Source organism: Streptococcus sp. SGI.013 (assembly GCF_050315295.1).
Lineage (GTDB): Bacteria > Bacillota > Bacilli > Lactobacillales > Streptococcaceae > Streptococcus > Streptococcus porcorum.
On record NZ_JBNPOS010000010.1, the window covers coordinates 47,435 to 61,636 of the forward strand.

Annotated in this window: 14 protein-coding genes; 2 read left to right on the plus strand and 12 right to left on the minus strand. The window is 37.3% G+C overall.

The features are described from left to right. Positions 1 to 46: 46 nt before the first annotated feature. From ACQRDX_RS04235 to ACQRDX_RS04255, 5 genes are read right to left on the minus strand one after another with little or no spacing between them, the layout of a single operon-like run. Positions 47 to 1,795 carry an ABC transporter ATP-binding protein gene (locus ACQRDX_RS04235; protein WP_427894808.1) on the minus strand — a complete coding sequence of 583 codons (1,749 nt, stop codon included), beginning with the start codon at positions 1,793 to 1,795 and terminating at the stop codon, positions 47 to 49. After that, the gene (locus ACQRDX_RS04240) at positions 1,785 to 3,527 is read right to left on the minus strand and encodes an ABC transporter ATP-binding protein (RefSeq protein ID WP_427894810.1); all 1,743 of its coding nucleotides are present in this window, start codon (positions 3,525 to 3,527) and stop codon (positions 1,785 to 1,787) included. The genes ACQRDX_RS04235 and ACQRDX_RS04240 overlap by 11 nt, the downstream gene beginning before the upstream one ends. Positions 3,528 to 3,566: 39 nt before the next feature. Next, a complete protein-coding gene (locus tag ACQRDX_RS04245; protein ID WP_427894812.1) occupies positions 3,567 to 4,094 on the minus strand; it encodes a VanZ family protein in 528 nt (175 codons plus the stop codon). Next, positions 4,094 to 5,176, minus strand: a complete 1,083-nt coding sequence (gene rlmN / locus ACQRDX_RS04250) for a 23S rRNA (adenine(2503)-C(2))-methyltransferase RlmN (protein ID WP_354368149.1) — start codon at positions 5,174 to 5,176, stop codon at positions 4,094 to 4,096. The genes ACQRDX_RS04245 and rlmN overlap by 1 nt, the downstream gene beginning before the upstream one ends. Position 5,177: 1 nt before the next feature. Beyond that, entirely contained in the window at positions 5,178 to 5,723 is a 546-nt protein-coding gene (locus ACQRDX_RS04255; RefSeq protein WP_354368151.1) for a YutD family protein, read from the minus strand. Between the two features lie 223 nt (positions 5,724 to 5,946). Here ACQRDX_RS04255 and ACQRDX_RS04260 point away from each other — a divergent pair, with 223 nt between their 5' ends. Further along, positions 5,947 to 7,155 carry a mechanosensitive ion channel gene (locus ACQRDX_RS04260; RefSeq protein WP_427894815.1) on the plus strand — a complete coding sequence of 403 codons (1,209 nt, stop codon included), beginning with the start codon at positions 5,947 to 5,949 and terminating at the stop codon, positions 7,153 to 7,155. A 33-nt stretch (positions 7,156 to 7,188) separates the two neighbouring features. On the opposite strand, the gene ACQRDX_RS04265 is transcribed toward ACQRDX_RS04260, so the two are convergent. From ACQRDX_RS04265 to ACQRDX_RS04290, 6 genes are all read right to left on the minus strand, one after another. After that, positions 7,189 to 8,226 carry a SepM family pheromone-processing serine protease gene (locus ACQRDX_RS04265; RefSeq protein WP_427894817.1) on the minus strand — a complete coding sequence of 346 codons (1,038 nt, stop codon included), beginning with the start codon at positions 8,224 to 8,226 and terminating at the stop codon, positions 7,189 to 7,191. Continuing rightward, positions 8,204 to 8,704, minus strand: coding sequence for a pantetheine-phosphate adenylyltransferase (gene coaD / locus ACQRDX_RS04270; RefSeq protein WP_427894819.1), 501 nt, complete (start codon positions 8,702 to 8,704; stop codon positions 8,204 to 8,206). Before coaD ends, ACQRDX_RS04265 begins: the two co-directional genes overlap by 23 nt. Beyond that, positions 8,694 to 9,233 (minus strand): 16S rRNA (guanine(966)-N(2))-methyltransferase RsmD, encoded by a 540-nt coding sequence (gene rsmD / locus ACQRDX_RS04275; protein WP_427894829.1) that lies wholly within the window; start codon positions 9,231 to 9,233, stop codon positions 8,694 to 8,696. Before rsmD ends, coaD begins: the two co-directional genes overlap by 11 nt. Positions 9,234 to 9,412: 179 nt before the next feature. Next, positions 9,413 to 10,405 (minus strand): aspartate--ammonia ligase, encoded by a 993-nt coding sequence (gene asnA, locus ACQRDX_RS04280; RefSeq protein ID WP_354368159.1) that lies wholly within the window; start codon positions 10,403 to 10,405, stop codon positions 9,413 to 9,415. A gap of 171 nt (positions 10,406 to 10,576) precedes the next feature. Further along, complete coding sequence (locus ACQRDX_RS04285) at positions 10,577 to 11,704, minus strand: aminotransferase (protein ID WP_427894821.1); 1,128 nt, start codon at positions 11,702 to 11,704, stop codon at positions 10,577 to 10,579. Positions 11,705 to 11,837: 133 nt separating this feature from the next. Further along, positions 11,838 to 12,887: an MmcQ/YjbR family DNA-binding protein gene (locus ACQRDX_RS04290; RefSeq protein ID WP_427894823.1), complete on the minus strand. Its 1,050-nt coding sequence runs from the start codon at positions 12,885 to 12,887 to the stop codon at positions 11,838 to 11,840. Positions 12,888 to 12,962: 75 nt separating this feature from the next. Between ACQRDX_RS04290 and ACQRDX_RS04295 the strand changes: the two genes are divergently transcribed. Next, complete coding sequence (locus ACQRDX_RS04295) at positions 12,963 to 13,355, plus strand: (deoxy)nucleoside triphosphate pyrophosphohydrolase (RefSeq protein WP_427894825.1); 393 nt, start codon at positions 12,963 to 12,965, stop codon at positions 13,353 to 13,355. Between the two features lie 23 nt (positions 13,356 to 13,378). Here the strand turns inward: ACQRDX_RS04295 and ACQRDX_RS04300 are convergent. Continuing rightward, positions 13,379 to 14,202 (minus strand): DUF3427 domain-containing protein (locus ACQRDX_RS04300; protein ID WP_427897460.1); only part of this gene is annotated, 824 nt, incomplete at its 5' end.

Genomic DNA, 14,202 nt, shown 5'->3' on the forward strand with positions numbered 1-14,202 from the left:
AAACAACATGCTCTAGGCTGAAGGAAAGAAAGATTTGCTCAATTTTTTAAAAACGATTGATCTGTCCTGCTTGCAGTTGATACATCTTGTGATACAACCCTTTTTGAGCTAAGAGTGCCTCATGTGTCCCTGACTCAACAATGCTTCCCTTATCCAAGACATAAATACAATCTGCGTCTTGAATTGTCGATAAACGATGGGCAATAGCAATCGTAGTCCGCCCTTTTCGCATCTTAGCTAAAGAATTTTGCACTAACTGTTCCGTCTCAGAGTCGATATTAGCCGTTGCTTCATCTAATATTAAAATCTTCGGCTGGCTAGCGATGGTTCGGGCAAAAGCTAGAAGCTGACGCTGCCCAGTCGAGAAGGCAGAACCACGTTCTGACACTTCCTGATGGTAGGCTTTGGGAAGCTTTTGAATGAACTGATCAGCATCTACAAATTTTGCAGCAGCCTCTACCTCTTCTTCTGTTAAATCCTGATACATCTTAATATTTGATAAAACTGTTCCATGATATAAAAAAGGTTCTTGTAGGACTAAGCCCATCTTTTGACGTAGCTCTTTGGCACTAAAATCCTGAATATCTATGCCATCAATCAAGATCTGCCCTTCAGAAAACTCGTAAAAACGCATTAAAAGATTAATAATAGACGACTTTCCTGAACCTGTTGAGCCAACAAAAGCAATCGTCTCACCTTTTTTGACACTAAAAGAAATGTGATTTAAAACAGGTTGTTTTCCATCATAACTAAAAGAGACATCTCTAAATTCAATATCCCCACGAGAGATTTTTGAATTAGCTTGTCCTTGATAAGGCTCATAAACTTTCTCATCAATCAGATCAAAGACGCGCCCAGCAGATACCATAGAGGTTTGGAGAGTCGAAAAGTTTTGTGTCACCTCAATCAATGGATCAAAAAGACGATTGACATACTGGATAAAGGCATACATGATACCAGCTGAAATGCCGACACTCTTCCAGTTTAACCCAAAATAAGTCATTAACAATGCATACGCCAGCAATTTTAAAAGTGACATAGCGGGTCTTAAAAAAAGACTATCCAAAGCCATTGATCGACTAGAATAAACCAAATGTTCTTCATTAATGGCCTCAAATTCCTCTTGTAGTCTAGCTTCTTGAGCAAAAGCCTGAATCACACGAATGCCCTCAATACTTTCTGCTAGCTTACTGTTAATATCTCCAAGTAAACTTCGAGTCTTTTCCACAACCACTACTGATTTTTTGCGGTATAAATTCACCAAAATAAAAATAAAAGGTAAAAATAAAGTCACTAGAGCAGTTAATCTTATATTTAAGACTAACATCGTATATAGGGTTGTTGAAAAAATAAATAGTGCCGAAATAAAACTTGCTAAGAGTCCTGAAAACATATCTGAAATACTTTCAGTATCATTAGTAATACGAGAGACAATAGCTCCAGAGGGAGTTTGATCAAAATAAGCCATCCCAAGACGTTCCATATTAGTGAAAGCATCTTTTCGAATATCTTTAACCACGTGATAAGAAACCCTAGCAAAAAAGAGATTCCCTAAATATTGTAAAATCGTTTGTAAAACATATAGCCCATAATAAGCTAATAGTAAAACAAGAGCACCCTGAGTCCAATCCTTAATATGATGGTCAATAAATTGACTAGCAACCAGTGGAACAATACTCTTTATCACAGTCGTCAGCAATAAAAAAGCCAGTGCCAAAAACGTTACTAACTTATAGGGACGTAAATAAGTCAGAAGACGGAGAAAAACACGCCACTGATTTTGATTATTCTTCATTTGAATCCCTCATTTCCAATTGTTGTGCTTGGTAAGTCTTATAATACCAACCTTTTTGAGCTAAGAGTTCCTCATGATTTCCACGTTCAATAATACGACCATCTTGTAAAACCAAAATCAAATCAGCATGAACAACCGCAGACAAGCGATGTGCTGTTATCAGGGTTGTTTTTCCCAAACGACTGCTCTTAAGATTTTCAATAATAGCATGCTCTGTCTTAGCATCCACAGCTGATAAGGAATCATCTAAAATTAAAATATCTGGATTTAACACGAGGGCACGACTCATCGCCAAACGTTGCTTTTGCCCACCTGATAAGGACACCCCTTTTTCTCCAATAAGAGTATTAAAGCCATCTGGCATAGCCTTGATATCTTCATAAACTTGGGCCAATTTTGTCACTTGCTCAACAGACTCTAAAGAGAGACTAGGATCACCAAAACGTACATTATCAAGAATACTCATGGCAAATAAGACCTGATCTTGTGGAACATAACCCATCAAACTTCTTAAATCAGATAAACGATAATCTTTTATATCATGGTGATTAAGAGTAATGGATCCATCTGTCACGTCATACTCTCGTAAGAGGAGCTTCAATAAGGTCGTTTTCCCAGAACCAGTTTGCCCAACCAGTCCAAGTGTCTGACCTTTTTTTATCGTAAAGTGAACATCTGACAAAACGTTTTCCTCATCGTATGCAAAATGTGTCACATGGTAGCTTAAGTCACCATTTTGAATCGTTGAAAGAGGCGTCGAACTTTCTACCACATCCGATTCTTCATCAAGTAGTTGCATAATCCGCTCATAAGAAACTGCTCCTCTTTGTGTGATATTAAAGAGAAAACCAATTGCCATCAAGGGCCAAACTAACATATCCAAGTAAGTCATAAAGGTAACCAGATTCCCTAAACTCACTTGACCCAAACGAATAAAATAAGCCCCTAATAAAAGGGTCAACGTATAAGATGTCCCTACAAATAACAAAACAATGGGGTCAAATAAAGCGTCATAAACCATTGTTCGCATATTTTTTTGATAAGCTTGTTCATTAATTTCTTGGAAAGATTGGATTTCTTCTTTCTGGTAACCAAATGATTTTGTCACCTTAATGCCTGATACAGCTTCTTGGACCTTATTGTTTAAATCAGAAAAGGCAGCTTGAGAAACTTTAAAATTTTCATGTGTCTTTCTTCCTAAAAAGCTTGTTGTTAAGGCCATAAAAGGAAGAGGAATCAAGGCGACCAAGGTCATTTGCCAAGAAATCATAAATAACATAGTTAACAAGGTTACCAAGGCCGTTACCGTCGCATCTATAAAAGACATCACACCTCCACCTGCTAAACGCGTCAAGGCATTAATATCATTAGTAGCATGCGCCATCAAATCCCCTGTTCGATAACGCTGAAAAAAAGATGGAGACATCTTGGTAAATTGCTCAAATAAACGTGAGCGCATCAATTGTCCTAAACGATAAGAAGTCGCCAAAATATACATTCTCCAAATATAACGTAAATAATACATGGCGAATGCCGATAAAAGTAAAATGATCAAGCTCCATAATAAAGTTTCACTTGATAAATTCTTATCTGTAATCCGATCAATCACCCTTCCCATCATCAAAGGAGGTAATAAATTTAAAAGACTAACTAAAATAAGAGAAAAAATCCCTATGAGATAACGGCGTTTTTCTAACTGAAAGAACCACCATAATTGACGAATAATAGACATTATCCTTCTCTTTCTATTCAAAAAAGACCATCTGATGATTTAACCTTCATCAGATGGATAATATTTTCTTTTGATTTGCTTTTGTAAAGCTAAAAAGCTGTAATAAGCAAATACTCCTCCTAAAGTATTGGTCCAAAGATCATCCACTTCAAACACCCTATTAGCATTTATTAACAAATCTAATAAAATTTGAGTTAGCTCTATGCTCAAACTCATAAAAAATGCTAACTGGATCATCTTCTTTAACTGTCGTAAACTTGTCTTTAAGCATAACATCCCAAATAACAAAGGATACAGCAAAAACATATTGACAATATTTTGCGCTAAAACCCAAAATAATTGCCGAAAATTTTCCACTTCCCCTAGATTTACCAGGGAATTAAAAGGCGTCAACAAAACGACAACACGGCCAATATGCATAATCCCTGGTGTTTCAAAACCATCAATCTGATGCTGAGGACCAAAGCAGATATAAACAATAAAAAGAAGATAGATGCCCATCACAAATTGGACAATCTGTCTTCCTCTAGTCGTTAATTCACCATCCTCCTTAAAGAGAATCAGCATTAAGCTTTCACCTCTGCTCTTTTTGCCTTATCTTTTTTCATGGTATTAGAACGCAATTGACCACAAGCGGCATCAATATCTGTTCCATGCTCTTGACGAACGACACAGTTGATACCATTTTTCTTGAGGGTATCGTAAAAAGCCATTACATTCTCTTTAGGAGAACGGCTATATTGATCATGTTCTGATACAGGATTGTAAGGAATCAAGTTAACATAGGATAGCTTTTTAATATCTTTTAACAAAGCTGCCAATTCTTTAGCTTGCTCTACTCCATCGTTAACGCCATTTAACATGATATACTCAAAGGTAACCCGACGATTAGTCGTTTCAATATAATAATGAATAGCATCAAACAGCTTTTCAATTGGAAAGGCACGATTGATTTTCATAATGCTTGAGCGTAAATCATTATTTGGCGCGTGAAGAGATACTGCCAAGTTAACTTGAACACCCTCATTAGCAAACTCTTTAATCTTATGAGCCAGACCAGATGTTGACACAGTGATATGACGTGCCCCAATAGCTAAACCATGATCATCATTAATTGTTCGTAAGAATTTAAGGACATTAGTGTAGTTATCAAAAGGCTCACCAATTCCCATGACAACGACATGACTCACACGCTCATCAAGACCACGCTCATCAAAATATTTTTGGACCAACATAATCTGAGCAGTGATTTCACCGTTATTTAAGTCGCGCTGTTTCTTAATCAGACCACTAGCACAGAAAGTACAGCCAATGTTACAACCAACCTGTGTGGTCACACAAACTGATAATCCATAATGTTGGCGCATCAACACCGTTTCAATTAACATACCATCTGGCAATTCAAATAAATATTTTACTGTACCATCTGCCGATTCTTGAACGATTCGCTGTTTTAAGGGATTCACACAAAAGTTCTCATTTAAGACAGCAATAAACTCTTTGGAGATATTGGTCATCTCTTCAAATGATTGAACACGTTTACGGTACAACCAATCCCAAATTTGAGTAGCACGAAATTTCTTTTCTCCATGCTCAACTGCCCAATCAATCAATTCATCACGAGTTAAACTATAAATAGATGGTTTCATATTAGTTTTTCTTCCTTATTACAAAATGTTGTGTCGCATCACGAATCTCTCGCTTATGCTCTTGTTTTTTTACTTTTTCGCGCCTAGCTTTTTCTTCTTGGACGCGAATTTTTTTGCTAAATTGTTTCCTTTTTTTATCTCGCTTATCCTTTGTTTTTTTACTTTTTGATAAACGTTCTTCTTCAAACACAATCTCCACTGGTTCTGGATTTTCCAAAACAAAGTAAGCACAGCCAAAATTACAATACTCCATGATATAGTCCTCTAAACGACTAATTTTCGATTGTCTTTTGACCTTCTCTTTATTATCTTTATAAAATCCCTTCAAGCGAAGTTGTTCATTTCCCCAGTCACCCACAATATAATCATACTTTAAAAGAATTTCAGAAAAGCGCTGACTAAAGCTTTCTGCTTGAAAAGCATCCTTGATATTCTCTATTAAAATAAAGTGGTGATTGTCACTTTTAACCTGATTTTCAAAAGCAACAAAGCTAGGACCAGGAAACTTATTATAGTTATACATCTCAGGAGAAATTTCTTTTCTCATAAGTCCCCTTTCCCTTCAAGCTTTTTTCATATCGAAAAATAAACTATCCTTATAACCTTTTTATTATACACCATTTTTCTTTTTTTAGTAAGTCAGAGAGTTGAAAAAGTCATTTTATAATTTTCTTCTAAAATAAGACTTTTCTAAAATTTACAATCAAATCATTTGTTGTTACCTTATAAAAATGATATAGTCAGATTGAAAAATAGAAAGGAGTATTCTCATGAATACCAACATCAACGATTTGCTCTACCCTCTGATGAGTTATCTTCCGTCATTTTTAGGAATGATTCTTCTCATTATTATCGCTTTTGTTTTAGCCTCTATTTCACGAAAAGTAACCGTTAAAGGCTTAGAAAAAATTGACTTTAATAAACACTTAAAAAAATTAGGTGTGATTAAAGAAGAAGAAAGTAGCAAGGGGATTATTAAAAATATCGGTCAACTCGTCTACTTCCTTGTCATCCTCTTTTTCCTTCCGTCAATTTTATCTGGTTTAAATATTAGCAGCAGTATTGACCCTATCTCAAGCATGTTTGCAAAATTCTTTGCCTTCATTCCAAACTTAATTGCGGCTGGATTGATTATCTTTGTTGGAACCTATTTCTGTAACTTTATTAAAATTCTAGTTAAAGGGTTGCTTGAGCGCCTAAATATTGATAGCTGGTATAAAAAAGTAACAGGTCAAGAAAGTGTAGCTTTTGACAGCAAACAGATCATTAATGTCTTAGCATCTGTCGTTTATGTTCTAATTTTTATTCCAATTTTAACATTGGCTCTTGAAACACTTGGCATTACGAGTATATCCCAACCTATTGTTGGTATACTGAACCAAGTATTTGGTATTATTCCAAGTATCCTTGTTGCCGTTATGTTGTTACTCATCGGTAGTTTTGTTGCAAAACTCGTAAGTAACTTACTTGAAGGGATTTTAAAAACATCTGGTCTTGACCAGTACTCTAGTTACCTCACTTCCAATCAAGAAAGCAAATACAAAATTTCATTTGTCGTAGCACAAGCTATCCGTGCTATTTTAATCACTTTCTTCTTTGTCCAAGCTCTTGCTGTTTTAAAACTGGATGTTTTAAATCAAGTAGGTAATGCTATTATTGCTTATCTTCCATCTCTCATTAGTTCCATTTTAATTATTATCTTGGCTGTTATTGGTGGTAATATCTTAGCAAGTTTCTTAACAAAAGTAACAGATAATAAGGTCCTAGCTTCTACTATTCGCTACGGTATTCTAGTTCTTGCTATCTTTATGGCACTTGATCAATTAAAATTTGCACAAAACATTGTCACTACTAGCTTCACTATTATCCTTGGCGCCCTTGCTGTTGCTTTTGCCTTAGCTTTTGGCTTAGGAGGACGTGACTTCGCTGCCAAGCAACTTGATAAACTTGATAAGAAAATCGATAAAAATAAAGAGTAAAAAATAAGTTGGAAAATTTTCCAACTTATTTTTTTACTTTTCAAGATAGTCAATCGCATCTTGAGCAGTCTTGACAGGAACAATCTTCATATCTGTCCCAATCTCTTTAGCTGCTTTTTTAGCCTCTTCATAATTGGTTAAAGCATCAGGATCTTCCTTTTTAACCGCTTCATCAACTGGATTATTCGGAACAAAGAAGATTTCTGCTCCACTGTTTGCGGCAGAGACAACTTTTTTATCTACTCCTCCAACATCACCAACAGTTCCATCTTCTTCAATGGTTCCTGTACCAGCAATCACGCGCCCTTGTCGCAAATCTTTATTAGTAATCTGGGTATAGATATCAAGAGTAAACATGAGACCCGCACTCGGTCCTCCCACACCATCTGTTTCAAACTCGATTGGAATATCACTTTTTACTTCTGTATGGTCAACTAAGCCAATACCAATGCCATTTTTACCATTATCTAACTTAATAATTTTTCCAGTAGCTGTCTTTTCTTCTCCTAAAGAGGTGTACTGCACACTGACCTTGTCACCGATTTTCAAACCAGCTACATAATCAATCAATTCTGTCGAACTCTTAAAAGTTTTTCCATTAACACCTGTGACGGTATCTGCAAGATGTAAAACATCCTTAAAAGTTGATTTTGGATTTAACTCTAGAACATAAACCCCTTTAAACTCCAATGAAGTCTCTTTTCCAGCTAGCTTCATCGCCTGATAAATCGCCATATTCTGCGATGTCTCCATATAAAATTGATTGATACGTTCATAGTCTTCACTGCTAGCTCCGCCAGTTGTTTCCTCAGCAGATGAAATATCTGTAAACGGCGTTAACCAAGCATAAAGAAGCTGGGCCGCTGTCGCTTGACTGACGGTCACCGCAACAAAATTATAAGACCCTTTTTGTTCATCCTCTTTATTATCAACCCGCAAAACCTCGCGAATATCATAAGCGCCACCAGGCATCTCAATATAATAAGGTAACGGATAAACCAAAGCAAGTACCATTCCAACAAAAGACATGAGACCTACTAACCACCATCTATATTTTTTGATTTGTTTCACGTTTTCTCTCCACTTCTAATACCACACTTTCAGGCACATAAGCACCGATATCAGCCCCAAAATAAAGTAATTCCTTAATACGACTAGAACTAATATATTGTAAACTCGGATCAGTTAATAAAAAAATCGTCTCTAACTGTGGTGACAATCCCTTATTAAAAAAAGCCATGTTAGCCTCATAAGCCAAATCCTCTGAATTTCTAACACCTCTAATCAAAACAGTCGCTTTTAAAGACTTAGCTAAATCAACAGCCAACCTATCTTCTGCTAAAACCACCTCAACAGTTGGAAAAGACCGTAAAGCATGTTCTAACATTCTCTTTCTTGTTTTGACGTCAAAAAAACCTGCTTTATGAGGGTTATAAAAAATACCCACATAAAGATGATCTACCAGTTTGGAAGCTCGCTTAATAATATCTAAATGTCCATTAGTGACAGGGTCAAAAGAGCCTGTCACTAAACCAATTCTATCTGACATAAACTGTTACCTTACTAATTCCATAAATTTTTTGCTTCCAAATGCCAAACTGACTAATCTCCTCTGGTAGCTCAACAGCCTTATCTGTCTCACAAACCAACAGCACCTCTTCAGCTAAAAGCCCCGCCTCTTCAAGTGCTGTGATATTAGCAACAATTTCCTCCTTAGCATAAGGAGGATCTAAAAAGACCAGATCAAAAGTACCGTTTAACTGCGAAATAGCACGATTGGCCTCCATTTTTAAAAGTGTAAAAGCCTTCTCATTTTTAGTCATTTTAATATTTTCTTGAATAATGGCTTGGGCACGACGATCTTTTTCAACCAAAACAGCCTCATCCATACCACGTGACACAGCTTCAATGGCTAAACTACCACTACCAGAATAAAGATCCAAAGCTCTGCCTTTTTCAAAAAAAGGACCAATCATATTAAACATAGCACCTTTGACCTTATCAGTGGTCGGTCTTGTGATTTTTCCATCTAACGTCTTAAGGGGACGTCCCCCAAATTCTCCTGCTACAACTCTCATAGATAACATTATAGCAAATTTTAATCTGTCATGGGACAAAGAAATGGACGAACTTTTCCTTTCTTCTCCCATTATTTGACACCTCAAAGTTTGTTAGAATAGACACGATGATTAGATCAAAAGGTAAAAAAGAAACTCCAAAGTCTAGACTAGCCTTTGGAGTTTTTTTTCAACACTCATTATAAAATATTTTCAAAATTGTCACGGACTTCTTCTGGCCAAACACTCGATTGAACCTCTCCGATGTGTTTTTTACGTAATAAGAACATGGCCATACGAGATTGTCCAATCCCGCCACCGATAGTAAGCGGGAAAAATCCTCGAAGCAGTGTCTTATGCCAATCATATTCTAAGCGGTCTTCATCACCTGTAATCACAACTTGGCGTTTCAACGCATCTTCGTCAACACGAATCCCCATAGATGACAATTCAAAGGCTGACCCTAGCGCTTCATTCCACACTAAAATGTCCCCGTTAAGCCCTTTATAGCCATTTTCTGATTCTGTTGTCCAGTCATCATAGTCTGGAGCACGGCCGTCATGTGGTTTCCCATCGGCAAGCTCACCACCAATCCCAATTAAAAAGACAGCTCCAAACTCTTTACAGATGGCATTTTCACGTTCTTTTGGTGTCAAATCAGGATAACGCTCTACAAGCTCCTCTGTGTGTACAAAAGTGATTTGCTTAGGTAAGACAGATTCAATATCAAAACGTGCTTCCACTGCAAGCTCTGTTAAGCGGATAGCCTTATAGATCTTTTCAACCGTTTCTTTTAGGTAAGCAAGATTACGTCGTCCGTCTGGAATCACTTTTTCCCAATCCCACTGATCCACATAAACAGAGTGAGTCGGATCAAGCGAGTCTTCATCTGGACGAAGGGCTTTCATATGAACAAAAAGTCCTTCTCCTTCATTAAAACCAAAACGTGCCAGCGTATGACGTTTCCATTTTGCCAGAGAATGCACAACTTCATAGGTTGCATCTGGAATCAATTTGACATGGACAGAAACTGGATTCTCTACACCAGACAAATTATCTTGCATACCGTCACCGACTTTTGACAAAATCGGACCTTGTACTTCAACGATTTCGAGCTTATCAATCAAATACTGTGTAAAAGTATTTTTTACAAATGAAATCTCCTGCTGCTGGTGAATAAAGCTTTTTTTCATTTCATGTCCTCCAAAAATAATGATAGGACTATTCTACTCCTATTTTCAAAAAAATCAAGACTTTTTTTGAAATTTTTAGATAATTTTAGACAATTCATGTCAGCTATCATAACATATTCTATCTTTTTAAGATAAAAAGGAGAACTCTTGCCTGTTCTCCTTATCTCCTATTTAGTGCGGTATATCGTACTGCCTCAAAAAATCTGACAAAGCAGATAGACCTGCTGTTAAAGTCGTTGTCTCACAACAATAGCCCAATCGTGCATAACCAGGTTTATCAAAGCGCTCACCTGGCACCAAAAGAACTCCTCTTTCTTTCAAAAGACGTTCACAAAACGATTCTGTTGCCTCTGGAATCTGTAGTTTGATAAAAGCGGTTGATACTTGCTTAGGGGCGATAAGAGAGACACGCGGCTCTTCTTTCAACCATTCTTTAACAATTTGCAAATTGGTTGAGACAATCTGACGATTACGTGCCAAGATAGCCTTTTTATGTTTCAAGATATGAGTTGCTAAAAAGTCATCAAACACACCCGTGCAAATCATCGTGTAATCACGATAAGTCCTAAATTGATCAACCAACTGCTCATTGGCTGCCACCCAGCCTACACGAATACCTGGTGCAGAATAGGTTTTAGATAGACTATTGGTTGAAATCCCCTTATCATAAAGGTCAACTATTGCAGGAACATCTAACCCTTTCTCAAGTGGGTGATAGACCTCATCTGATAAGATATAAGCTCCAACTTCACTTGCTATGGCGACCAGCTCTTCTAAAAAAGCTCTCTCCATAACAGCTCCCGTTGGATTATTGGCATTATTGATACAAATCATTTTTGTGTTTGGTCTAACCAGTTGACGTAGCTCCTCTAGTGACGGCAACCACCCCTCTTCTTCCTTGATTTCCCAATAAGATACCTCTGCCCCAAAAGATTTTGGAATATCATAAAGTTGTTGGTAAGTCGGATAAAGCGAAACAACATGATCACCTTCCTCAATCAAACTATAGAGAACCAGTAAGTTTGCTCCTGTCGCCCCATTGGTAGCTAAAATCTGATCACAGGTCACCGACTCATATAAATGACTGACTTCTTTCTTAAACTCTGGAGAACCTTCTATCCAACCATAGTTGAGCTTTTTTTCCAAGACTTCTTGAAGCAAGTCATCCTTAGAGGTCTCTCCCAAATGAAGTACCTCATCTAAGGTCATTGATGAAATCGAACTACCAGCGATATCATACACAGCTTGCTTTTCCCACTGATTAAGCCATTCCTCTACTCCAAAGGCTTGAATTTTCATATACTCCTCACTCACTCCAAAAAATAAGGGAGTTAGATGGTCCGCTCTAAAAGATACTCCACCCTTAACTCTCTTGTTTTCTATCTTACTTTCCTTATCTCTATTGTATCATGTTTTTTGAAAAATGAGGACATCAAGTATTTGATCTTGAAGCCTTCTCCACTAAGTCAATCAAACTTTTGGTCATCCGCCTTGGCCCTCGCACAGCTTTAACCCCGTGAGAAGCTAATAGAGAAGAAGGATAAACGTCATCAGAAAACGTGTCTATCAACCTTAGACGCATCAACTCTTTAATATCTTCTTGATCACGGTAGCCTTCATTAGTAATATTGGTCTCTAGCACCTGACAAGCATACCGCAAACAGCGATGAGGGGCTGTCATATAGATATAGACCCAATCGCCTTGTTTTAGCACAGCCTTTTGCGTCCACAAAATCTCAGACTGAGCCCTAAACTCCGCATCAATATCATAATATTTGGGATTGGCTGGTACAATCCAGTAATCAGGCCCTTGCTCTGCCTTGTAGGTTTTTGGACCCACCAGATAGCGACTCTTTTCAAGGAGGGCAAAAATTGCTTCATCTTCCACAATATCATCCAGTAAGACCGACACCCATGATTTCTTTGACATATGATAAGCAGGGTAGATGCCAGGCTGGCTCAGTAGCTCTGCAATTTCCCGACCATAGACCTTTAGATTGACGATTTCCACCTGCTCCTGCGACCCACTCCCGTCCAACTTGTCTCTCGGAATTTGACTAACCAAAGCGTACCACTTGTTATTCGCAGGGTGGCGAAAGGCCCCATAGGTCGGCAACTTGGCAAAGGGATAATCAGGTAGGTCACCCCACTTCTCCTTGATGAGCTGGGCTATGCGGTTGCTTTGGTTTTTGGAAAATGGCAGAGCGACACAACAAGCCTCCTCTACCCGAGCCAAAATAGACTGATAGCCTTCTCTCACCTGACCCACAAAAGCCCCAGCTGGCGCAGTCACCAGATGAGCGGTATAGACCTCCTCCATCTCACAATCCCAAACATAAGACGACAGCTGACCTGCCTCATCAACCTCCACCACCGCCTCAAACTGTCCCTCCATGAACACCTCACGGTAGATGTAACGATTGTCGGAGAGGATGAAACCAAAAGGGATAAGAGAGGGGAGGTGTGCAATTTGTCTAGACATTTTTCTTCCTTTACAGTAATATATACTACAAAGTATATCAAAATCTATTTAAAAATTTATTGTGGAGGTCCAATCTTGTCAAAAAAAATTATTAACGTGGTGGCTGCAGCAATCGTAAAAGATGGAAAAATCTTTTGTGCTAAACGTCCTGAAGGAAAGAGTTTAGAAGGATACTGGGAATTTCCAGGAGGAAAACTCGAAGCTGATGAAACACCCGAAGAAGCCCTAGTTCGCGAAATCAAAGAAGAATTTGATTCTGAAATCGAAATCATTTCTTTCCTAAATGAAGCATCTTACGAATATGACTTTGGTATTGTGACAATGAAAACCTACCTTTCACAATTAGTCGCTGGAAATTTAACCTTATTAGAACACCAAGATTCTAAATGGCTTCCAATTGAACAATTAGATGACTTAGAATGGGCACCAGTAGATATTCCAGCTGTTAACTGTTTGCAAAAAAGATAGAGATTCTAACGAATCTCTATTTTTTATTTGTCTGTCAAGTATTTATACAAGTTTGTCTCTACTGGTGAATCCAACTTAAATAACATTTGAACGACTGAGTCCCCAGATTTTATCATTTCACTTGCACTATTTTCAACGTATCTTAGTGGACCAAGATAATAAAATTCTCCACCTTCTGAATCATCTTTTATGACAAAAAGTTCTAGCCTTAATCCATTTTCATTAGAATTGATGATTGTTGATACATCTTTGGATTCCAAAGTGCGTCTATTCTTTGAAAACCACTTCAAAGTTGACTCATTCAGCAGCTCATCCTCGTATTTTATGGTATCACTAATGTCTTCACTTTTATGATAAGTGATGAAGATCGGACAAGAATTGGTTTCCTTGTCGATTTTATATCCACCAATATTTAATGGCGGCTCGTCTTTTAAGACATTCATTAATTTAAGCACATCACGTCGAGTATACTTTTGACCCAGTGTGAAAATTTCAGGGTAATCTTTCGATTTTAAAATTCCAGTTTTAATAACATCCATAAATAATTGAGCAAATTTTTTGTTATTCAACAGCGATTGATGGATTTCTTTATTCAATCTATACATATTTCCATCAAAATTAACTAATGGATCACTACCATATTTCTTCTGCTCTTGTGCTTTTAAAAACGATAAATTCAACACCCTTGTTACAGATTCCAGAGCTTCTGTTCTGAAATCCAAATCGTGCTCAATAATTGTTTCAAACCATTTATCTGATGAAACTATGCCATCATTTTCGACAAGTAACTTCAGCAAATATAGTTCATGTTTTCGTTTTCCATTTAAGATTTCAAACGTAATAAAAT